At 39.7% G+C, this 22,893-nt stretch carries 22 protein-coding genes and 1 tRNA gene; 12 read left to right on the top strand and 11 right to left on the bottom strand.

The features are described from left to right. Entirely contained in the window at nt 1-699 is a 699-nt protein-coding gene (locus tag MMO42_RS10350) for a response regulator transcription factor (RefSeq protein ID WP_241320461.1), read from the top strand. Between the two features lie 29 nt (nt 700-728). Here MMO42_RS10350 and MMO42_RS10355 read toward each other — a convergent pair whose 3' ends face one another. Continuing rightward, entirely contained in the window at nt 729-2,354 is a 1,626-nt protein-coding gene (locus tag MMO42_RS10355) for a long-chain fatty acid--CoA ligase (RefSeq protein ID WP_241320462.1), read from the bottom strand. 593 nt (nt 2,355-2,947) lie between these two features. On the opposite strand from MMO42_RS10355, the gene MMO42_RS10360 reads away from it, so the two are divergent. From MMO42_RS10360 to MMO42_RS10370, 3 genes are read left to right on the top strand one after another with little or no spacing between them, the layout of a single operon-like run. Next, complete coding sequence (locus MMO42_RS10360; RefSeq protein WP_241320463.1) at nt 2,948-3,619, top strand: CsgG/HfaB family protein; 672 nt, start codon at nt 2,948-2,950, stop codon at nt 3,617-3,619. A gap of 17 nt (nt 3,620-3,636) precedes the next feature. Further along, nucleotides 3,637-4,005, top strand: coding sequence for a DUF4810 domain-containing protein (locus tag MMO42_RS10365; protein ID WP_241320464.1), 369 nt, complete (start codon nt 3,637-3,639; stop codon nt 4,003-4,005). Further along, complete coding sequence (locus MMO42_RS10370; RefSeq protein WP_241320465.1) at nt 4,002-4,679, top strand: GNA1162 family protein; 678 nt, start codon at nt 4,002-4,004, stop codon at nt 4,677-4,679. The genes MMO42_RS10365 and MMO42_RS10370 overlap by 4 nt, the downstream gene beginning before the upstream one ends. 61 nt (nt 4,680-4,740) lie before the next feature. Here MMO42_RS10370 and MMO42_RS10375 read toward each other — a convergent pair whose 3' ends face one another. Further along, nucleotides 4,741-6,201 carry a coniferyl aldehyde dehydrogenase gene (locus MMO42_RS10375; RefSeq protein ID WP_241320466.1) on the bottom strand — a complete coding sequence of 487 codons (1,461 nt, stop codon included), beginning with the start codon at nt 6,199-6,201 and terminating at the stop codon, nt 4,741-4,743. Between the two features lie 131 nt (nt 6,202-6,332). Here MMO42_RS10375 and MMO42_RS10380 point away from each other — a divergent pair, with 131 nt between their 5' ends. The 5 genes from MMO42_RS10380 to MMO42_RS10400 all read left to right on the top strand — a co-directional run bounded on the left by MMO42_RS10380 (nt 6,333) and on the right by MMO42_RS10400 (nt 12,837). Beyond that, the gene (locus MMO42_RS10380) at nt 6,333-7,403 is read left to right on the top strand and encodes an AraC family transcriptional regulator (protein ID WP_241320467.1); all 1,071 of its coding nucleotides are present in this window, start codon (nt 6,333-6,335) and stop codon (nt 7,401-7,403) included. A 480-nt stretch (nt 7,404-7,883) separates the two neighbouring features. After that, entirely contained in the window at nt 7,884-9,221 is a 1,338-nt protein-coding gene (locus MMO42_RS10385) for a CitMHS family transporter (RefSeq protein WP_241320468.1), read from the top strand. Nucleotides 9,222-9,362: 141 nt separating this feature from the next. Then, entirely contained in the window at nt 9,363-10,478 is a 1,116-nt protein-coding gene (locus MMO42_RS10390; RefSeq protein ID WP_241320469.1) for a porin, read from the top strand. 213 nt (nt 10,479-10,691) lie between these two features. Further along, nucleotides 10,692-11,252 (top strand): undecaprenyl-diphosphatase, encoded by a 561-nt coding sequence (locus MMO42_RS10395; RefSeq protein ID WP_241320470.1) that lies wholly within the window; start codon nt 10,692-10,694, stop codon nt 11,250-11,252. Between the two features lie 172 nt (nt 11,253-11,424). Next, nucleotides 11,425-12,837, top strand: coding sequence for a glutamine synthetase family protein (locus tag MMO42_RS10400; protein ID WP_241320471.1), 1,413 nt, complete (start codon nt 11,425-11,427; stop codon nt 12,835-12,837). 37 nt (nt 12,838-12,874) lie between these two features. On the opposite strand, the gene MMO42_RS10405 is transcribed toward MMO42_RS10400, so the two are convergent. The 5 genes from MMO42_RS10405 to MMO42_RS10425 all read right to left on the bottom strand — a co-directional run bounded on the left by MMO42_RS10405 (nt 12,875) and on the right by MMO42_RS10425 (nt 16,381). Then, a tRNA-Arg gene (locus MMO42_RS10405) sits at nt 12,875-12,947 on the bottom strand. 185 nt (nt 12,948-13,132) lie between these two features. Further along, complete coding sequence (locus tag MMO42_RS10410) at nt 13,133-13,588, bottom strand: hypothetical protein (RefSeq protein WP_241320472.1); 456 nt, start codon at nt 13,586-13,588, stop codon at nt 13,133-13,135. A 14-nt stretch (nt 13,589-13,602) separates the two neighbouring features. After that, on the bottom strand, nt 13,603-14,223 hold the full coding sequence (locus tag MMO42_RS10415; protein ID WP_241320473.1) for a hypothetical protein: 621 nt from the start codon (nt 14,221-14,223) through the stop codon (nt 13,603-13,605). Between the two features lie 5 nt (nt 14,224-14,228). Continuing rightward, nucleotides 14,229-14,777 (bottom strand): PAAR domain-containing protein, encoded by a 549-nt coding sequence (locus MMO42_RS10420; RefSeq protein WP_241320474.1) that lies wholly within the window; start codon nt 14,775-14,777, stop codon nt 14,229-14,231. Between the two features lie 245 nt (nt 14,778-15,022). Next, nucleotides 15,023-16,381: an amino acid permease gene (locus tag MMO42_RS10425; protein ID WP_005296452.1), complete on the bottom strand. Its 1,359-nt coding sequence runs from the start codon at nt 16,379-16,381 to the stop codon at nt 15,023-15,025. 372 nt (nt 16,382-16,753) lie between these two features. Between MMO42_RS10425 and prpF the strand changes: the two genes are divergently transcribed. From prpF to MMO42_RS10440, 3 genes are all read left to right on the top strand, one after another. Next, nucleotides 16,754-17,941 carry a 2-methylaconitate cis-trans isomerase PrpF gene (gene prpF / locus MMO42_RS10430; protein WP_241320475.1) on the top strand — a complete coding sequence of 396 codons (1,188 nt, stop codon included), beginning with the start codon at nt 16,754-16,756 and terminating at the stop codon, nt 17,939-17,941. A gap of 168 nt (nt 17,942-18,109) precedes the next feature. After that, on the top strand, nt 18,110-19,027 hold the full coding sequence (locus MMO42_RS10435; protein WP_241320476.1) for a polyprenyl synthetase family protein: 918 nt from the start codon (nt 18,110-18,112) through the stop codon (nt 19,025-19,027). Nucleotides 19,028-19,220: 193 nt separating this feature from the next. Further along, nucleotides 19,221-19,589, top strand: coding sequence for an MmcQ/YjbR family DNA-binding protein (locus tag MMO42_RS10440; protein ID WP_241320477.1), 369 nt, complete (start codon nt 19,221-19,223; stop codon nt 19,587-19,589). A 47-nt stretch (nt 19,590-19,636) separates the two neighbouring features. Here MMO42_RS10440 and MMO42_RS10445 read toward each other — a convergent pair whose 3' ends face one another. The 4 genes from MMO42_RS10445 to MMO42_RS10460 all read right to left on the bottom strand — a co-directional run bounded on the left by MMO42_RS10445 (nt 19,637) and on the right by MMO42_RS10460 (nt 22,757). Next, a complete protein-coding gene (locus tag MMO42_RS10445; protein ID WP_005150204.1) occupies nt 19,637-20,488 on the bottom strand; it encodes an SPFH domain-containing protein in 852 nt (283 codons plus the stop codon). A 19-nt stretch (nt 20,489-20,507) separates the two neighbouring features. Further along, nucleotides 20,508-20,969: an NfeD family protein gene (locus tag MMO42_RS10450; RefSeq protein WP_005192694.1), complete on the bottom strand. Its 462-nt coding sequence runs from the start codon at nt 20,967-20,969 to the stop codon at nt 20,508-20,510. Between the two features lie 182 nt (nt 20,970-21,151). Further along, nucleotides 21,152-22,069, bottom strand: coding sequence for a patatin-like phospholipase family protein (locus tag MMO42_RS10455; RefSeq protein ID WP_241320478.1), 918 nt, complete (start codon nt 22,067-22,069; stop codon nt 21,152-21,154). Between the two features lie 61 nt (nt 22,070-22,130). Further along, a complete protein-coding gene (locus tag MMO42_RS10460; protein WP_241320479.1) occupies nt 22,131-22,757 on the bottom strand; it encodes a lysophospholipid acyltransferase family protein in 627 nt (208 codons plus the stop codon). Nucleotides 22,758-22,893: the final 136 nt, after the last annotated feature.

Here is a 22,893-nt window from a genome sequence, read left to right on the forward strand (position 1 = left end):
ATGCCGCAAACATTCAATCAGCATGCCTCTATTCTCATTATTGATGATGAGCCACAAATTCGGAAATTTCTGGATATCGCTTTGCGTGCGCAAGGCTATCAAGTGTATGTCGCTGAAAATGGTATGAAAGGGTTGGAGGCGTTGGCGACACGTGGCGCTGATCTGTTGATTCTAGATCTGGGTTTACCCGATATGGAAGGACAAGAGGTTTTAACAGAATTGCGGCAGTGGTCAGATATTCCTGTCATTGTGCTATCGGCACGTCCAGACGAAAATCAAAAAATTAAACTGCTGGATGCAGGCGCCAATGATTATGTCACCAAGCCCTTTAGCATTCAGGAGTTATGTGCTCGTATTCGTGTGATGTTTCGAAATAAACCACAGCACTCAGAGCAAAATATGGTGTTTAATGATGGGCAGCTTTGGGTCGATGTCGCAGAACATGCAGCCAAACTGGCAGATGAAGAAATCGCGTTAACCAAAAAAGAATTTCAGCTATTGGCGTTGTTGATCCGTCATCAAGGCAAGATCGTGACACAAAAACAGATCATGACCGAGTTATGGGGAATTACCCATGAAGAAGATACCCACTATCTGAGAATATTGGTGAAAAAACTCAGAACTAAAATAGGCGATTCTGCAGTGACACCCAAGTATATTTTTACCATTGCTGGGGTTGGATTACGCTTTGGCGAATAGTGAGTTTCTTCTGTCGTGGTATTCGGTTACTAGGATTTTAGTAAAAAATCCCCATATTTTTCGCGTAGTTCTGCTTTAACAATTTTCCCTGTTCCATTGATAGGCAGAGCCTCAACAAAAATCACAGCATCTGGAACCTGCCAAGATGCGATTTTATCTGCAAAATATGCAAGCACATCTTGTTCGGTTAAAGAAGCGTGCTCTTGTTTTACAGCAATTAAAATTGGACGTTCATCCCATTTTGGATGGCGCGCAGCAATGGCTGCTGCCATACGAATTTCAGGATGGCCCACGGCAATATTCTCTAATTCAACTGATGAAATCCACTCACCGCCAGATTTGATTAAATCTTTGGCGCGATCACGAATGGTCATGTATCCATCTGAATCAATGGTTGCGATATCACCGGTATCAAACCAACCATCTGAAGTAAGAGAACTTTTCGCTTGATTAAAATAGTGATCAACGACCCATGGACCACGGACTTGTAGGTTTCCTTGGGTGTGCCCATCGTTTGCTAGCGGTGTGATGCTATTTTCATCAACAATGCGTAGCTCTATACCAAAAGGTGGACGACCTTGGTTTTGTCGCAATTTCTCAAGTTCATCTGGATTTAACGCATCATGTTTTGCTTTGGGTTGATTGGCTGTGCCCAGTGGGCTTATTTCTGACATTCCCCATGCATGAATCGTGTCGCAATGATACGTGTTTTTAAATTCACGGATGATCGATGGCGGGCAGGTCGCACCTCCAACAACATTGCGCTGCATACTTTCCAAGCTGCTGCCTATTTTTTTAGCAGCAACCAATAGGCCTTGCCAAATGGTCGGTACACCCAAAGCCACGCTCACTTTATAATCGTCAATCAAGTGAACGAGGCTCTCGCCATCTAAATTTGGTCCGGGCAAAACTAGAGAGCTACCCACCATTGCAGCTGCATAGGGGATGCCCCATGCATTGACATGGAACATGGGAACCACGGGCATGACAATATCTCGAGCAGAAATATTTAAAGAGTCAGGCAGTGCAATTGCCATACTATGCAGTAAGGTCGAACGATGGCTATATAAGACACCCTTAGGATTTCCTGTCGTGCCGGAGGTATAACATAAGGAACTTGGTGTTTCTTCTTTGAATTGTGGCCAATCAAATTCAACCGATTGATCTTGAATTAACGCATCATAGAAAATAACGTTTGGAAGTGCAGCAGCGACACTTTCATCATACGCGCTTAAACAGATAAATTTCTCAACTGAAGGCACCTTATCTTTAAGGGCGCTGATTAATGGTAAAAATGTAATATCGAAGAAAATAACTTTATCTTGGGCATCATTAATAATGAAGGTCAATTGCTCTAGAAATAATCGGGGGTTAATGGTGTGGCAAACATAGCCACATCCAGAAATGGCATACCATGATTCTAAATGGCGATGGTTATTCCATGCAATTGTTGCAATACGATCGCCCTCGGTTAAGTTAAATACCTTGAAAGCATTTGCTAGGCGTTTAGTATTTTGCTGGATGCGTTTCCAATCCGTTTTGTAGAGTTGACCATCAACTTCACGTGAAAAAATAGCAGTATCTGCATGGTATTTTGCTGCATGCTCAATTAAGTTACTGATCAATAAATCCTGATGTATCATTTTTCCAAACATTTTTTATCCTTTTTCGCGGGTTGGTGTATTCAATTAAGGGATGAGCATGAGGTTGATTGTGTGACTTTTTATCGTTACCAACTGAAATAAAATGATATTTTAAAGGTAAGCTCAGGACAAATGAGCGATCTAGAAACCTACCATATCGGTATAGAGAAAATTTTAGGTATGGCAAAATGAAAGTAGCATTGAGAAAAATAGTGGTCAATATGAACGCAAATTTTATTCATATTTATCATACAAACGCTGAATAACTCGATGCATTTCAGCTCACTGATTTACAGCAATTTTATACAAGTTATATGAGCAAATCAGATACATAAGATTTTAGAAAATAAAAGAAAATTTAAAATATATTTTTGAAACTCTAATTGTCATTTTATGTGATTGAGCCAAGAAATAGGGTTGCAACTCTCGTTCATCACAGCGTATTGAGTGATCATCAGATACTTGTAATGTGTAATATATTTGAAGGTATAAAATTAATTTTATTATAATTAATAATAGTTTAGCCTTTTAATGGTTATAGGCTATATTCAGCTTTTTAGTATATACTGCTGAGACTTTTTTATGTCTTGCTTATTAGAGTCAAAATGAAAAAATTATTAGCGATTACTGTATTCAGTTCTTTAGGTTTAATGGCCTGTTCAACCACAGAAACTTCAAAATCAATCCAAAGCCCACAAGTGACGGCAGCAGTACAACAAATTAAATATAACGGCGTGAAAGTACCTGTTTCAATTGGCAAGTTTGATAATCGCTCAAGTTATATGAGAGGAATATTTTCAGATAATGTCGATCGTCTTGGCGGACAGGCAAAAACTATTTTAGAAACACATCTACATCAAACAGGTTATTTCTCTGTTTTGAATCGCGATAATTTGTCTGAACTCAAACAAGAAGTCGGTTATAGCAATTCGGCCCAAACCATTAAAGGCGCACGCTATGTCATTACAGGCGATGTATCTGAGTTCGGCCGAAAAGAAGTGGGTGACCAACAGTTATTCGGTATTTTAGGCCGTGGTAAACAGCAAATTGCCTATGCAAAAGTGAACTTAAATATTGTAGATGTGAAAACCTCAGAGATTGTTCATTCAGTACAAGGTGCTGGTGAGTACGCGTTGAGCGCGCGTGAAGTACTCGGTTTTGGCTCTACAGCATCTTATGATTCTACTTTAAACGGCAAAGTCTTAGACTTGGCGGTACGTGAAGCAGTCAACAATTTGGTTACCGATATTCAGAATAATCGCTGGACTGCACAATAAGACTGGATCGTCCTAAAATGAAAAACATTGTTTACACCAGTCTGATCAGCATCGGATTGGTCGGTTGTGCTGCTGGACCTCAACCTTTATATAGCTGGGGCTCTTATACACAGCAAACCTATCTGATGTATAACGCGTCAGAAAAAGCAACGCCCAATGCACAAATGATCAAGTTGGAAGCAGAAATAGAGAAAGCGAAAGCAAAAAATCTGGCTGTTCCACCTGGACTATATGCACATCTGGGTTTGTTGTCTTTACAGCAAAATAATGCACAAAAGGCAGTTGAATATTTTCAATTGGAGCGACAGGTCTACCCTGAATCTACGGTATTGATGGATCGTTTGTTGCAGAAAATGAATGCCAATGCAGGGGATCCAAAGCCATGATGAAGGCATTTTTAGTTTCGAGCCTTCTGCTCGCGAGCGTGCTTGTGACGGGATGTGCATCATCTCCTGCGGTGAATAAGGATATGACTGTTTATAAACAGCATATGCCGAAATCCATTTTGGTATTACCCCCTGTAAATGATTCTCCTGATGTTAAGGCAACCTATAGCTATTGGCCGACAGTGATTACGCCAGTTGCTGAAGCAGGATACTATGTCTTTCCAATTTCTGTAGTCGATTCGATGTTCAAAGAGAATGGTGTGACCAATGGTCATGATGCTCAAAGCATTCCGCCGCAGAAATTACAGGAAATCTTTGGGGCTGATGCGGCCTTATATATTCGAATCAAAGAATATGGATCAAAATATCAGGTCATTCAAAGTGTTGCTACAGTAAGTGTGGAAGCCAAACTGGTCGATCTAAAGACCAATGAAACTATTTGGACTGGGGAGAAGAAAGCGGTTCAATCGAGTAATAATGGCAACAACGATTTACTTACTGCACTGGTTGGAGCATTGGTTGAACAAATTGCGGGCAGTGTCAATGATCGTGCTTATCCTTTGGCGACGATTGTTAATACCCAGTTATTTACACCAACACAGCACAATCCTGGATTAGGGTTGCTGTATGGACCTCGTTCACCCAAATATCAACAAGATGGCATGATGAAGTAAACCATTTACTTGCATGTAAAAATAAAAAAGCCTCTAGACGAGGCTTTTTTATTTTCAGTGATTATTTAATATTTGGGTCGCCCTGTTTCAGGAAGAAACGTATAGCCAGTTTTTGTACCCAAGTGCCATATGGAGGATAGAACAGTTGGGTCGGGAAGAAGCGATGACGGGCAAAGACGGTTTTCGCATGGGAAAGCTCACGGAAACCTTCTTCGCCATGATAAGTTCCCATGCCTGAGTTACCAATCCCACCGAATGGTGCATCATGGTTTACCACATGCCAGCCCCAATCATTGACGGTGACTCCACCTGAGTGAGTCCGTTTTAAAATATAATCAAGTTCGTTAGCATCATGGCTAAAGCAATATAAAGCCAATGGTCTTTCACCTGCTTGAATATACTGAATCGCATCATCTAATGCCTCATAAGCGACGACAGGTAAAACAGGGCCAAACAATTCTTCTTTTAAAATACGCATGTCAGGTGTGCAATTCAGTACGATATGCACAGGCATACGACGCGCATCTTGGTCGCGGTCATATTCACCACAAGCAATGACTTGTGCGCCTTTGGCTTTGGCATCATCCAGAATTTCGAGCAAACGTTTCAGATGGCGGTCATTCACAATCGAGGTGTAATTGTCGTTATTGCGAATACTTTTGCCATACATGCTGGTGAAATTCGCTTGGCATTCTGCGACAAATTGATCGACTTTTTCTTTTGGTACCAGTGCATAGTCGGGTGCAACACAGATTTGACCACAGTTCGTTGCTTTACCATGTAAAACACGTTTTGCAGCATCGGCTAGAGGATAATTGCGGCTAACCAATGCTGGAGATTTACCACCCAGCTCCAAGGTGACTGGAGTTAAATTATCTGCTGCTGCGCGCATGACCACACGACCAATTGCTGGCGAACCTGTAAATACAATATGGTTGAATGGCAGTGAAGTGAATTGTGCTGGATCAAGGATCTCTTCACCAAAAACAGCAACCTCATCTTCATTAAAGATTTCAGCCAACATCCGTTTAACCACTGCATTAGTGGCTGGAGTCACTTCAGGTAATTTGATCATCACGCGATTGCCTGCTGCAATTGCCGCAACCAATGGACCAAGTGCTAAATAAACAGGAAAGTTCCATGGGACAATGACACCAACGACACCTTTGGGTTGGTATTGCACGCGCAAACGATTCGATAAAAACAGCAATTCAGTGCTACGTTTGCTGGGTCGCATCCAACGTCTCAAATGACGAATTGCATGTTCTGCTTCAAGTACAGAACCAAGCAAATCAAGTAGTTTGGATTCATCTACAGAGCGTGAACTAAAATCCGTATTGATTGCAGCCGCAATTACATCTTGATAACGGATAATTTGCTTTTTTATTTTCAGTAATTTGGTGCGTCGATCATCCAGATCAGGGTAGGGCTGAACATCAAAAGCAGCACGCTGTTGATTAAAAACCGAATACATATGTTCGGTTGCAGGATCACTGAATTGTTGTGAAGTTGAAAGTGTCATTGTTGCTCCTTTCATGCTTATTAGTAGAATAGACTTTATGATTGATGAGATTTGTAGTCGATGTTAAATTGAGACAACAAAAGGTAATTTAGTGCCATTATGCATCATCACTCAAGGAATGAGGTGAAAAAATGCGTAAACAGGATGTGAACTCGAAAATGATTGAAGCACGATATGATCATAATCAATTGGGTCAAGGCACAGCGATCTTAGGTCTGACCAGTCTGCTTGACGCAATGCAACAACAAGGTTATAGCTTAGCTGAAATATTAAAAGGTACAGGTATCGCTCATGATGCACTGAGCAGCGCAGCTTCCCAGATCTCACCCTATCAAAAATTACAACTTTTCCAGACGATTCAGCATTTATCAAAAGACCCTTTGATTGGTATGCGAGCAGGACAAAAACAGAAACTCTCGGACTTTGGTGTCTATGGTTATGCGCTTTATTCTTCTCGTAATTTTCAACAGGCAGTCGAGTTTGGGATTCGCCATATTAAGCTCGCTGCACCTGTATTAAAGAAATCATTTTCTATTCAAAAGCACGCTGCGGTTTTTGAAGGGAGTGAAATTATTGCACTGGGTAAATTACTACCTTTGGTCTGTGAGTTTTGGTTTAGTTCAATGCAAACTTTGATTGAGTGTGTATTAGAAGCGCCTTTTCAGGCTCAAAAATTATTGTTGCCTTATCCTGCACCTGACTATGCCGATGAATATCAAAAGGTATTTCGCTGTCCAGTTGAATTTAATGCAGAGGTGATGCAGTGGCATTTTGATCTTGGCTGGCTAGACAAGCCTTGCCCAAATGCCAATCCAATTACGGCTGATATGTGCCAGTCATTCTGTGAACGAATGCTAGGTACAGATGAGCATGAAGAACCTGAACTGGTTCGTAGTATTCGGCTGCTGTTGTTAGATGCGGTAGGTAGCTTTCCTACAGCGCAACAGATGGCGGATCAATTGCATTTATCTAAAAGAACACTCTATCGTCGTTTAGCGGATATTGAGGTCAGTTATCAGGATATTCTAGATAGTACCAGAAGGCGACTTGCTGATGAGTATTTAGGGGCTACAACATTAAGTATTGATGAAATAGCAGCAAGATTGGGCTTTTCTGATACTTCGAATTTTAGGAAGGCATATCGAAATTGGGTGGGGATTTCACCAAATGAATATCGAGAGCATCAAACTCACCATATTTAGTTTTAATAAGTACTATTATTCTCAAAATATGAATTTTTTAATTTAATTTTAATATCGCTCGATAATAATGATTGCTATAATTGTTTTATGGCAATGAAGGGTTGTTCATTTTAAGTTGGATAGTGGTTTTATAAATTAATGATATTTGTTTTGATTATCATTTAATGGTTCATGTTGATTGTTTAATCAATAAATGCACCATAATATAGCATTTCGATTTCAAATAAATGGTGTGCTGATTAGTTATTATTCAAATTTTTTGATCGTTTGATCTATAATTAAAATAATAAATATAATAATAATCATGGTCTTATGTTTAAAGTATATTTGTATACTTTTAAGGTATTTTTCATGTGAATGGGTGCCTAAGACATATAATTAAATTAAATGAATTACCTAAAGTTAAATCGCATAGAATCTGTGCTGGATTAGGGTAGGTCTACCCATTAAAAAAACTTATTATGCTAAGGATTGCTTTAAATGCTGACTTTTTTAGGTATCAGCATGATCATGTGCTTTATGTATTTGATCATGTCAAAACGTCTCAGTGCATTAGTTGCATTAATTTTAATCCCATTCATATTCGCTATTATCGCTTGGGGCTTAGGTTTTTATTTTGAGAGCTTAAGTCATATTCAATTGGCCGAACTTGGCAATACCATGTTAGAGGGTATTAAAAAGTTAGCACCAACAGGCGTAATGCTTCTTTTCGCTATTTTATATTTTGCATTAATGATTGATTCGGGGTTATTTGACCCTTCGGTAAGATGGATTTTAAAGAAAGTAAAAGGCGATCCATTAAAAATCACTTTAGGTACTGTTTTTCTAACATTATTGGTTTCTTTAGATGGTGATGGTTCAACCACGTATATGATTTGTGTGGCGGCAATGATGCCATTGTACAAACGTGTTGGCATGAATCCATTGATCATGACCTGTTTGATGCTGCTTTGTAGTGGAGTCATGAATTTGACACCATGGGGTGGGCCAACAGCACGTGCTGCAAGTGCGCTTCAGGTCGATGCCAGTGAAGTCTTCATTCCAATGATTCCATCAATGATTGTTGCTGCTGCTTGGTTATTTTTCTTGGCCTACTTGTATGGAATGTATGAACGCAAACGTTTAGGCGTGATTGAACTGGTCGATATCAGCCATGCGGATGACATCTCTATTTCAAAAGACCCAGAAGCACAACGTCCGCATTTACGCTGGTTTAACGGTATCTTGACCGTAGTGTTGATGGCTTCGTTGGTAAAAGGGATCTTACCAATGTCGATTCTGTTCATGCTGGGTTTCTGTATTGCTTTAGTCGTGAACTATCCATGCGTCAACATGCAGAAAAAACGTATTGCCATGCATGCGGATAGCGTACTCGCAGTCGTCGGTGTGATCTTTGCTGCAGGTGTCTTTACTGGAATTTTATCTGGTACAGGCATGGTTGAAGCGATGTCTAAAGGTTTCGTGGCTGTGATTCCACCAAGTATGGGACCTTATTTGGCACCAATTACAGGTGTCTTAAGTATGCCTTTAACCTTCTTTATGTCGAATGATGCCTTCTATTTCGGTGTTCTACCGATCCTTGCCGAAGCTGCATCGCATTATGGAATTTCAGCGGTTGAAATTGCCCGTGCTTCGATTATTGGTCAACCGATTCACTTGTTATCGCCACTCGTCCCTTCAACCTATTTGTTATGTGGTTTGGCGGCTGTAGAAATGGGTGATCATCAGAAATTCACGTTGAAATGGGCCTTTATTACCTGCTGCGTGTTGATGGGCAGTGCGTTAATATTTGGTGTATTCCCATTTTATAATATGTAAATCAAATTGTTATAATGCTTTTATATTCATGAGAATATAAAAGCATACCTGTTTACACATTCCCAGTTAATTTTAAATTTTGCTTGAAACAGAGCGAAATAGAGACTTTTTACACTTTTTTAGATGGTTAGGAACATAAAAATGAAGATGAAACTTGCGCTTGCGACAATCATAAGTATTGCAACCAGTTCTGCCTTTGCAGCGCCAAAATTATATGGAGAAATTGATGCGAGTTTGGATTATTTACCTGAAGTGAATGCTAATTCATCAGACCGCGATGTATGGAAAATAAATAGTAATAGTTCATTTCTTGGGATTAAAGGCGAAGAAAAATTAACCGAGCATTTGAGCGCGATTTATTTAGCAGAATGGGCATTTTATGCCGATGGTGATAAAACAGACTGGTCACAACGAAACCGTTATGTTGGATTAAAAGATGATCGCTTTGGTGCGATTAAAGTGGGCAAGCACAATACACCTTTGAAAGATTTATCGAGCCCAGTCGATAGCTTTAACAACTATATTAGTAATAAAGCAGATATCACGGGCATCATGACAGGTGAGAACCGTGTCAATAACGTCGTGGTCTATGATTCTCCAGAAGTTGCTTTTAATGGTGGTAATTTTGAAGCAAGCGTTTTGGTTGCGACAGGTGAAAATAAAAGTAAGGGAATTGAAGATGACAACCGCGGTGGTGTCAATGTCGCTGGTGGTGGTCTAGGGGATGCATGGTCTGCATCACTGAGTTATAGCCATCCATTATTCTTAGTCGGTTTGGGCTACGATAAAGCGATTCCAAGTGATTTCTTGGGACATGGTTTATTGAACTCTAGCGACACTGAAACGCAAGTGGATGAAGTGTTTGCTGCTGCGAATACAGTGCGTGTGATTGGTCGTTTGACGGCAATTGAAGGACTGGCATTAAAAACCTTATATCAGACCTCGAAAGTTGCTGATAAAAAAGGAAATGATGACACTGCGATCAATATTGATGATTCGCAAGGCTGGCTCATTGGTGCTGAATACAAGTTACCGAATCAATCAAAATGGACGGTGAAAGCACAATATAGCCAAAATAGCACCAGCTTTAAAGCCAATGAAGCCGATTTCGATGCCAAGCAACTTTTGTTAGGTGCAGACTACTCATTTACTAAACAAACGAAAGTGTATGGTTACGCAGGCTATTCAACTTTTGAGCAAGCAAGTGCTAAAGATAAGCAACCGATTGCGGGCACTGGTTTAGAATTTAAGTTCTAAACTTCAGTCAGTTAACGTCAATAAATAGGATAAATTTGTCCTATTTATTGATGATTTTACTTGAGGAATTTTGTGAGTCAATTCAGTAATACTTGCCCTCAATCTTTTTGGAATATGTGAATAATAAAATATAAAAATTATTAATAATTTCTTCATTATTATCCTGTATATTGAGCGCATTGATCTTCATGGATAGTGTGGATAGAAACGGAAATGATTTTTAAAGAGTTAAATATTTCTTTATTTAATAGTATAAATTCTTTTGCAAAGGAACATGCAGTTTTAGACAAGGCCGCGATTTTTCTAGCCGATGATCTCAACACTGTGTTTATCAGTTTTCTTGTATTTTTATTAGTGACACAATGGAAAATCTATAACTTATTGTTCGCAAAAACATTGGTGATCGTCCTGTTCTCTTTACTGCTCAGCGACATCATTGAATTCTTTTATCATCATCCACGCCCATTTCAAATTGATTTAGGTCATAAATTGATTGGTCATGGTTCAAGTTCATCCTTCCCAAGTCAACATACTTTAACCATTGTTATTATTGCGTTTTCCTATTTATTGGCGGGTTTCAAAAAGATTGGAATCATCGGGTTGATCTTGAGTGCGATTGTTGGGCTATCACGGGTTTTTGTCGGGGTGCATTTTCCATTCGATGTGATCGGTTCGTTTGTAATTGGTTTCATGCTGGTTGTTTCGATCAATTATGTATTGAAAGAATTGGCTATAAGAATAAGACGATTAAAAGCTATTCGGGTACTCGACTAAGCATCAAGAATAAATTGATTTATTGTTTTAAGAACGGAGTCTGACTCCGTTTTTTATTGCTCATTTTTATGAAAAATTTATTCAATACCGCAATGAGTTTACGCACTGTTTACGTTACTTATATTGAGGCTTGTTCTAAGCTGAATCTATCGAATAACTAGAGTTTTCAGCTATGAGTGCTGTACTTGTTGAGATTAATCATCCATCTGTGCTTAAAAAGTATATGCATACCACCATGCATAAAAATGAGCGCAATGATCTTGAGTTAAAGAATTTATTCATAGAAGAAGTTGAAGCCTATTTACAACAGTATCCAAATACTCAACATGTCGATGTGTACTTATGTGATTTGAACGGACATTTACGTGGCAAAAGAATTGATATTGGCTGCCTAAAAAAACTGGTCAAAGGTTGTTATTTCCCGTTGTCGATTTACGCAATGAGCTTAGATGGTAAGGTGATTGAAGAGACTGGATTGGGAAAATATATCGGTGAGCCAGATCATTTGTGTGAACCTATTTTAGGGTCCTTACAACCTCATCCCACCGATCCTGAGCATAACGCACAGTTGCTTCTTAGTATGAAAGACGATTGTGGAAAAGATTGTTTGTATGAGCCTCGGAATGTACTGAAAAAGATTCTGTATCAACTGCATGACAAAAATTATTATCCCTGTATCGCAGCAGAAATAGAGTTTTATTTACATCCTTTAAGTACTGCTAGAGACGTTCAAGAAACGATTACGCAATGCTTTGACATTAATACATCTGATCATTATCAAAATATTCTGAATGAAATTGAATCGGTTGCAAAATTGCAGAACATTCAGATTACAGGCATCGTTTCTGAGTCTTCATCGGGGCAATATGAGATCAACCTGCAACATACTACGGATATTTTAAAGCTATGTGATCAGATCATGGTGTTGAAGAGAACCATTAAGCAGATTGCACATAAATATCACTTGCGAGCAAATTTCCTTGCCAAGCCAGAGATGCATAAGGCGGGCAGTGGGATGCACTTCCATATGAGTATTTTAGATCAACATCAGCAGAATGTTTTTAGTTCAATGCCAGACAAACTCTCTGAGGCATTATTAAAAGCAATCAGTGGTTTACTATTATTCATGCCTGATTCTATGGCAATTTTAGCGCCAAACTTAAACTCTTTCCGTCGCTTCAAGTTGGGTAATCATGTTCCTTTGGAAGCCAATTGGGGGCTGAATAATCGAAATGTTGCGATCCGAATTCCATGCTCTGATCAAGAAAATCAGCGTTTGGAATATCGCGTAGCAGGAGCAGACTGTAATCCTTATTTGGCGGTAACTACAATTTTGATAGGTGCTTTGCATGGTTTGACTCACCAGTTACCACTGCCTAAGCAAGCATATCAATTAAAACTTAAAAGTGAGCATGTGTTATTGCCAACTGAGCAAATGCAAGCACTAAGCTTATTGAAAGGCAATAGATGTTTAACTGAATATCTAGGCAAAGATTTTGTTGAGCTGTGGTGTACGGTGAAACAGGCAGAGTACCAAAGTGTCTATAGCCAAATTACCGCCATCGAAAAGAACTGGGATATTTAATTTTCCCTTAGTGTAAATATAAAAAATCTAGAGGGTATGCGCTTAGCGGGACTCGAACCCACGTCGGTCGCTTAGGAGGCAACTGCTCTATCCAGTTAAGCTATAAGCGCATAATTTTATGATTATAAACAAAAAAGTGATTGCAGAAGCAATCACTTTTTCATCAAACCGATCAACTGTTAAAAGGGAACTAATAATTTCTAGGGATAGGCCTTATATGATATTCGCCACAGCTACGTTACGGGTTTAAACCAAAATTGATAAATTATTGAAAAATGTGTGAACCAAATGAAATTTAAGAAATACAAGAATAGTCAAATGCACCTACACCTTCATTTTTCAATAAGTTCTCCCATTTTTTCTGTTTCATATCAAGCCATCGATAAAGGTCCGCATGATACTTTTTATCAATGTTAACCGTACTTTGGTAGTCAGGTGAGTTGAGAAATTTTCCCATTAAGCACAACGAGTTTATTTTTACGATGTTAGTGCCATCTTCAATAGAAAAATTGTTGCCTACTTCATTCTCATACTTCATCAATAAACCAGCCTTAAGTAACGCACTATCAAAAAGTTGAATTGTTAAAGGTGTTGGTTTTTGTTGCAAGGCGATAGCATATACTCCAGCATCTATACCTACAATTGTTGGTAAAAATTTAGCTTGAATCGATAGCTCTTGTTGTGGAGTAGTCTTGGCATTACATCCTGAAATAAGGAAAGGTAAGAGACCAATTAAAATAAATTTTTTCATTATGTTTTATACCGTTAAAAGAGAGTATTTATTTCATCTGGATAAATTTTTTGCACAGCTAAAACTCTTAACATTTCTGGATTATAGTCTTGCTTAAAAATTTGCCGGTACAGTTTTCGGTTAATGAATGTTGCCCGCCCACCACGTCTACTTATCATTATTCCTCCTGTCATAATATCATCCACTCTTAAGTCATCAATTTCGCCTTTTAGTGAGAACAGATCACCAATGGCAAAGGCTGATTTAAATCGAGTTGTAAATGCATTATGTTGAAATATTGCGACAAGTACAGCCGCTTCTTTTTGAAAATTCTTTTGTAAATAGCTTTGAAATTTTACGTACATTTGTGTATGAAAGCCCGTAGTACTAAGTAGGCCATCTTTATTTAATTTAGATAAGTCATATTCCATTCCAAAACGTACAGCAAGTAAAAACTCAAGTTTGTTTTCTTGAGATAATCTTTTCCACTGGCTTGCGGACATCATAAAATTATAAGGGATAGCTATAGGCTTATTGAATTGAAATACACAAAAAGGTTCACGAACAGCACAAGTCTCAACCTCAGGTGGAAAGGCCCCCCATGCATCACTAGTACTCGGTATGTATTTAGTTGGCTTTGATAAATTATCACTCATTGTATTTACTCTAAAGGTGGTAATGGTTGTGATAGATCAAAAGTCTCAACTTTTACATCTTCTGGCTTGAAGCCAATCTCGGTGATCTTTGTTTTACCTTGTTTATCTGTAATACCTTCTATTTTTTCCCCATTAGGGAGTGTTAGTAGATAATAAAAATATTCTAGAGGGGTATTTCCACTTTGATCTAGAAATTCAAACTGTGCTTTGAAGGCTTTTTTATTAGATAAAAAGCTATCTTGTTGAGGTTGAGTATTCGATTGTTGGCTGCCATTCCCAACAGAGCTGCCATTATCTTGAACAACGAGATTTTGCTTTGGTAAGAGCTTACAGCCGCATGAAAGGCTATCATTCACTCTTGCTGCCGCTTTACCTATAACTTGCATATACGGATCACCAGTAATAATTGTTGAAACCGTCTTATGCTTTGGACATGTTGCTTTATCACCTACACAGGCAATGGGGATACCTTCAATTAAAAAGCTATTGTTTCCTGAGATAACTTGGCCACCGCCCGTTGTAGGACATCCAATCACAATATAAGGTGTTGCCATAATTTATTTTACCCTCTTAATTTTTATAGAAGGATAATAGTAAGCCATATACAGAACATACTGTTTAGTTTTTTTAATAAGTTTCTAAAGTTAAAATTTAATTATTCTAAAACTGGTTCAGGGCTTTTGGTTCTTTCAGAGCTTTGTGGCTAAAAAATAAAGTCGTTCTATTAACCGTAATTTAATGATTATAAACAAAAAAGTGATTGCAGAAGCAATCACTTTTTCATCAAACCGATCAACTGTTAATGTTCAGTTTTGCGATTTAAAATTTTATAGAAAATAAACATGCCTACGATCCAAATCGGAATCATCAGTACAGATTCTTTGAAGCCTTGTTGCCACATGATATAGAGCACAACAGCAATGAATGCTAATACTAAATAGTTACTGAATGGAGACCATAAGGCTGGATAAGAAGTTTTAATTTGAGCAGCTTTGATATGACTTCTATATTTCAAGTGGGTCAAGCTGATCATGGCCCAGTTTAAAACCAGAGCACCAACAACGACATACATCAAATGACCTAAGGCATCTTCAGGCACAAAGTAGTTGAGTAATACGCAGCCAAAAATCAGGAATGCTGAGAGGAGTACCGCTGGAACAGGGACGCCTTGTTTATTGGTTTTGGTAAATACTTTGGGTGCATTGCCTTGTTGGGCTAGACCAAACACCATACGGCTGTTGGCATACATACCACTGTTATAAACCGATAATGCAGCTGTCAGGATAATAAAGTTAAGTAGATGTGCTGCCCAAGCAATGCCCATTTGACTGAAAATCATCACGAATGGACTTTTATCTAAGCCACCTAGGTCCAGTTGGTTCCAAGGCACCAGCGACAATAGAATGGTCAGTGAGCCGACGTAGAAAACCAGAATACGAATAACCACTTGGTTAATCGCTTTAGGAATGGTTGTCTTTGGATCTTTGGCTTCTGCTGCGGCCATACCAATCAGTTCAATGCCACCAAAAGCAAACATCAAGAAAGCCAACATATAGAACAGGCCATCAAAGCCATGCGGGAAAAAGCCGCCATGTGACCAGAGGTTGCTAAATGAAGCTGTTGAGTTTGCATCGGCAGTGAAAAGCAGGAATAAACCAAACAAGATCATGGCAACCACGGCAGTGACCTTGATGATCGCTAACCAGAACTCAGATTCACCATAGAATTTAACATTGGTCAGGTTTACTGCTGTAATCACAACAAAGAAAAATAATACAGACTGCCAAGCCGGGATTTGAGGCCACCAGTAATTAATATATTTACCTACCGCCGTTAACTCAGTCATTGCCACAAGGATGTAGAGCACCCAATAGTTCCAGCCTGTAATAAAGCCTGGAAATTTACCCCAATACTTATAAGCAAAATGACTAAATGAACCTGCAACAGGCTCTTCGACAATCATTTCACCTAAATGACGCATGATGAGAAAAACAATCAAGCCGCCAATTGCATACCCCAAAATAATAGATGGTCCAGCAGACTGAATAATTTGCGCAGAACCTAAAAATAAGCCCGTACCAATCGCTCCACCCATCGCGATGAGTTGGATATGGCGGTTTTTTAGTCCACGCTGAAGTTGAGAAGAATCGTTGTTCAAAGGACTGAGCTCGACGAGGAATTAACTGGATTATTCTAATAGATTGAAAGATTTTCGCCTAGTAAAAGTACAGCGATGCTATGACTGGAAAGTTGTTTTTAAAAGTTATTTAAAATCTTATATTTATATGAATATTAAAATGAAATATGCTGTAATTTTGTACAGTTAAAAAATGTCTCTGTTTTTCCCGACGGATGGATCACTATTTCTACCATGATCAAAGCCTTGAAATCTACTCACTAAAATGCACAGATTCTAGGAATTACGACCAATCCCAAAACAATTGGTCGTATGGTATTTTTGATGGCAGTGCAGTACCTTTAGATTCAAAATTTATCTGCATCAAGAACATGATAAAAGGAAGACATTGACATGAGCTCAGTACCGCAAATTAAAGTCCCAGCAACCTATATGCGTGGTGGCACAAGTAAAGGTGTATTTTTCAAACTGGATGATTTACCTGAAGCGGCACAAGTAGCAGGCAAAGCACGTGATCAACTTCTTCTGCGTGTGATTGGTAGCCCAGATCCTTATGGCAAGCAGATTGATGGAATGGGTGCTGCAACTTCAAGTACCAGTAAAACAGTGATTTTGGCAAAAAGTACACAGCCAGAGCACGATGTTGATTATCTATTTGGTCAAGTTTCGATTGATCAACCATTTGTCGACTGGAGTGGTAACTGTGGCAATCTCACTGCGGCAGTGGGTTCATTTGCGATTTCAAATGGTTTGGTGGATGCAGCGCGTATTCCTGAAAATGGGATTTGTACAGTACGGATTTGGCAGAAAAATATTGCAAAAACGATTATTGCACATGTCCCTGTGACCAACGGTCAAGTTCAGGAAACAGGTGATTTTGAACTGGATGGCGTGACTTTTCCTGCTGCTGAAGTGCAAATTGAATTTTTAGACCCTGCTGATGATGGTGAAGAAGGGGGCGATATGTTCCCGACAGGAAACGTTATTGATCAGCTGGTGGTTCCTGAGGTGGGTACTTTTCAGGCAACATTTATCAATGCAGGCATTCCAACCATTTTCTTAAATGCTGAAGACATTGGTTATCAAGGGACAGAATTGCAAGATCAAATTAATGGTGATGCCACAGCCTTAGCGCGTTTTGAAAAAATCCGTGCTTATGGCGCAGTACACATGGGCTTGATTAAAGACATTTCAGAAGCTGCTGCGCGTCAGCATACGCCTAAAATTGCTTTTGTTTCACAGCCAAAGCGTTATAGCTCATCGAGTGGTAAACCCGTTGAGACGAGTGATGTGGATTTATTGGTGCGTGCTTTGTCGATGGGTAAATTACATCATGCCATGATGGGAACGGCGGCAGTTGCGATTGGTACAGCAGCAGCCATTCCGGGAACCTTGGTAAATTTAGCCGCAGGTGGCGGTGAGCGTGAAGCCGTTCGTTTCGGTCATCCTTCTGGAACCTTACGTGTCGGTGCTCAAGCCGAATTGATTGATGGAAAATGGTCTGTAAAAAAAGCCATCATGAGCCGTAGCGCACGTGTACTGATGGAAGGCTGGGTTCGTGTACCCGGCGATACCTTCTAATTTATTTTGTTTTGAATTTATTGCTAAAGCCTTCATTTGAAGGCTTTATTATTTTGAATCTATTAAAAATACAAACACAATTTCATGAGATAAATAATGTTATGATGTTGCCATTCTGACAAGTCCTGTCATTTTACTCTTCCATTCAGATTTCCTGAGGCAACAACTGTGTCATCTATTTCTCAAGTTAATGCGGATGTTCTAAAACAAGCTCAACAACGTATTCAACAGGATTTATTGACAGCATTGGCTGCATTTTCAATTCCAGAACCTTTAAAAGCAGCCGTTCACCACACCGTGATGTTGGGTGGGAAACGTGTTCGCCCGGCCTTGTGTTATGCAGCAGCTTCACTGCAAGCCAATCATAACTTTGCAGCGGCACGACGCGCGGCGGTTGCAGTAGAATTGATTCATTGCTATTCCTTGGCACATGATGATTTGCCTTGTATGGATAATGATTTACTACGTCGTGGACAACCAACTTGTCATGTCGCATTTGGTGAAGATACTGCTTTATTGGCAGGTGATATTTTGCAGTCGATGGCTTTTGAAATTTTGGGCAGCCGTTTGTTTGATGAGCAGGGTCAAGGTACTGAAGCAGCCATTGTCTTAAAACAGGTGCAGATTTTAGCAACAGCAAGTTCAAGAATGGTTTGTGGTCAGGTATTGGATTTGCAGGCTGAAGGGGAAGGAAAGCAAGTTGATCAAGCTGAGTTGGAAAATATTCACCGCAATAAAACAGGTGCTTTGATTCAAGCGGCAATCATGATGGGTGCGGTGACCATTTTTAATGGCACTGATCCAGCAATTCCGAAATTACGCCAATTTGGACAAACGATTGGTTTAGCTTTCCAAGTGCAGGATGATATTCTGGATGTTACTGCTAGCACTGAAACTTTAGGCAAGACCGCCGGTAAAGATGAGCAGGTACAAAAATCAACCTATCCATCCTTGATGGGCTTGGCGCAAGCACAAGCTTATGCACAAACTTTACATGACCAAGCCTTTGAGGCACTGGCTTATTTCGGTGAGGATGCCAAAGTACTGGTGGCAATCTCGCAATTTTTATTGGCACGTAAAAGTTAATATTTCATCAGCTTTGATCGATTCTTGAATGTTATAAAAGACCATCCTTGTATGGTCTTTATTTTTGGAATAGATGTACATCTAAATACGATCAATAGAATGGATTTTAGCGGCTTATAAATCATTGTTTTAATATAAAAGCGAATCTAAGATAAAGAGACGATCCAGAGAAATAACAACAGGGCATCACTTTATGAATGACCATCAACTCGAACAGTGTGCTTTGCAATATGGCAAAAATTTGGCTTTTGCGAATCTGTCACAACCGTTTGGACCTGACTGTGAGGTGTTTAAAGTCTTTGACAAAATGTTTATGTACGTGGCTTCCCATGCGGGGAAGTTAATCGTAACCGTCAAATGCAAGCCTGAGAAAAGTTTGGAATATCAGGAACTTTATTCCTCAATTTCGGCTGGTTATCACATGAATAAAAAACACTGGATTTCAATTGCAAGTAGTAGTGAGATTACGGCTGATTTACTCGAGGATTTGATCAAAGACTCTTATGATTTGGTGGTGAAGAAACTGTCCGCCAAAGATCGAAAAAAGATTCAAGAAGCTTAAAAAAATAAAGCAGCGAGAACGCTGCTTTATTTGATCGGAACCAAGGTTTAGTGTTTGCCCATAATTCCACGAATGGCATTGAGTACATCGGCTGGAAGTACCACAGTTTTTGCATTACTTGATTTAGAAAGATCCTGCATCGCTTTCACATATTGCTCACCAAGTAAGTAAGCAACAGGGATTTCTTTATCACCGACAGCAGTAGTGACCATTTCAATCGCACGTTGTGATGATTCAGCAAGTACAACCTGTGCCTCTGCATCACGACGCGATGCTTCTAAACGACCATCAGCTTCTAAAATGGCAGCTTGTTTTTCACCATCTGCTTTGGTTACAGTCGCACGACGTTGACGCTCAGCAGCAGCTTGTGCTTCCATCGCCGCTTGCATGGTGTGAGATGGTTGAATATCTTGGATTTCAACTGTTTTAAGCGTAATCCCCCAATCTGAAATATCATCAGAAATGGCTGCTTTCAATTTTGCTTTGATATGATCACGTGAAGACAGTGCATCATCCAAGTCCATTTCACCCACAATTGAACGGAGTGAAGTTTGAACAAGGTTTTGAATTGCCCATGTATAGTTTTCAATCCCGTACACCGCTTTTTCTGGTGTTGTAAGATTGATATAAGCCACAGCGTTCATGACCAGTACGGCATTGTCTCGGGTAATTACTTCTTGTGAAGGAATATCTAAAACAATATCTTTGGTGGTAATTTTATAAGCAACTTCGTCTACATAGGGGATAACGAAGTTGAGACCAGGATTCAACGTAGTATGGTATTTACCTAAACGTTGAACAATCCATTTATAACCTTGGGGAACAATACGAACCCCTTTAAAGATGGTTATAGCAATAAAAGCTAAAAGCGCTAAAACAACAATAGTACCGACAGACATTGAAAACCCTCTTTTGTGTTTATGACGTGCTATGCGGTTGAACGACTAAATCATTACCCAAAATATCAACAACTCGAACGCGATCGCCAACTTGTACTGGAACAGTACAGCGACAATTCCATTCATCATTACCTAAAACAGGCATCGGAAAGCGCACAATAATTTGCCCATGTTCAAGTCCAGTCTGGATGACCATACCGACTTGACCAATAGTTGCTTCACGAGGAAGTCCTGCTTTGGTTTTATCAATGGAGAGTGGTTTGATAAATTTGAACCAAAGAATCGTGCATAAAATAGATAAAATCCCCCAAGTAATCACTTGGGTTGTAAAGCCCATCATCGGGAAAAGCCACAGTAAAATACAGACCATGACTGCTGCTATGCCAAACCATAATGCAGCAAAAGCAGGCAAAATTAACTCTGAAAGAATCAGTAAAATCCCTAATACAAACCAGTGCCAAGGTTCAACTACAAATTCCATAGATTTGCTCGCATCATTAAACGGAGTGGAGGTGAAAAAACATTCACCTTTAGCACTCTAGCAGATCATTATCTTTATGAATATACAAAGATTGTTTTTTTAGGATTTAGGGCTGATGCGTGCTAAAAATCTGACTTGGATCGCAAGTATTTATAGACAACAACAACCCTTGATGAGGGCTTTTAGAATTTTGGTCTAGGGGCAGGTTTTAATGCAGCAGGGGAGTTCTTAAATGTCGTAATGGCATTTCGAATAGCAGTGATCTTCGCCTGTGTTGCTTTTTCACCTTCTAAAATCGCTTCATTACTAGATTTAAGGTCAAGTACACCAAGGTGGCCTACTTTCGGTTGAATCACAATAGTCGCTTGATTGAGTTCTTCATTAATACTCTGCTGTCCCATGATGTTAATGGTTTGGTCCAATAGACCCCACATGCTTAAGGGCTTATCACCCGCTGGACGAGCAGAAATATCCACGGCAATGACAATATCTGCGCCCATATCTTTTGCTGTTTTGACTGGAATCGGGCTGACTAAGCCACCATCTACATATTTAGTATTGCCAATCACCGCAGGGACAAACACGTTTGGAATACTACAAGACGCACGTACCGCTTGGCCTGCATTGCCTTTAATAAACTCTGCTTTTTTTCCTGTGTCTAAGCGCGTTGCGACCGCAGCAAAACGAATCGGGAATTGCTCGATCGGTTTATTGCCGACTTGGCTATTTACATAATTCTGTAGTTTTTGACCGAGGATAATGCCTTGGCTATTGAGGGTTAGATCACGCAAGTCAGATTCTTGCAGTTTTAAAGCCAGATTCTGCATTTGATAAGGCGTTTGCCCACTGGCATAAATGCTACCGACAAAGCTACCCGCACTGGTACCTGTCACGATTTTGGCTTTAATACCATGCGATTCTAAAACTTTGATCACACCAATATGGGCAAAGCCCTTGGCACCGCCACCGCCTAAAGCGAGAGCAATCACGGGTTCACGTGCTTTAATTGCCGTTGTAGGTGGTGTTTTCTTTGCTGTTTGATCACAACCAAATAAAGCCAAGCTAATAATAGCCAAGCAAGACAGTCGAGCAATTTTCATATCAGGTGCAGATAAAATGTACAAAAAGATGGCACATCAGAGCAGATTTACCCTCAATTTTCTAGTTTTTTTTCACAAGTTTTTGTAAGGGTTCTGCCAACCAATCTGGATTCTTTGGTGAGAAGTGTCCCACATAGCGTTGCATGATCTGTTCGAGGTCTTGTTGGTAGTGGCCTGTTGGCGTAAAGGCACCCAAACAATAAATGGTTTTATGATCATAATCAAAGGCAAACATCACGATGGGGATACCCGCGGCATGGGCAATATGGTAAAAGCCACTTTTCATTTTTTCGGCTTTTTTGCGAGTACCTTCTGGGGCCATGCCAATCCAGATTTTATCGTGCTGATGAATCGTGGCAACGACCTGTTCTGTCAGTCCGTGTGCGCTGTCGCGACGGACAGGAATCAGACCAGCCCAATTTAAAAGTGGCTTCAAAGCTGGTTTAAATAAAGTATCTTTACCTAACACGGTAATTTTTAAACCCAAACCGCCAATGGCTAAAAAGCCATACCAACCATCAATATTGGAGGTATGCGGGGAAATAATCGCAACCGCTTTGGGTAAGTTTGGTATCTCGCCAACGACAGTCCAGCCTTGCCCGAGAAAAAGCTTTTTACACAGTGCACGACTATAAGCGGTCCCACGTTGTGGAACAAGCGGCGGTAAATCAGGAAAATGTTGTGGCATAAATCACGATATGTAATGACAACTATAATCATGTTAAACGCTCATTACAGCGACTGCATTGGCAAAAAATAAGATTTTATTGCCATGTAGATGAAAGGATTAGATACTTGAGCAACTTCATCGTACAGCCATGGAA

This window comes from Acinetobacter sp. ANC 3882 (genome assembly GCF_022549545.1).
Taxonomy (GTDB): Bacteria; Pseudomonadota; Gammaproteobacteria; order Pseudomonadales; family Moraxellaceae; genus Acinetobacter.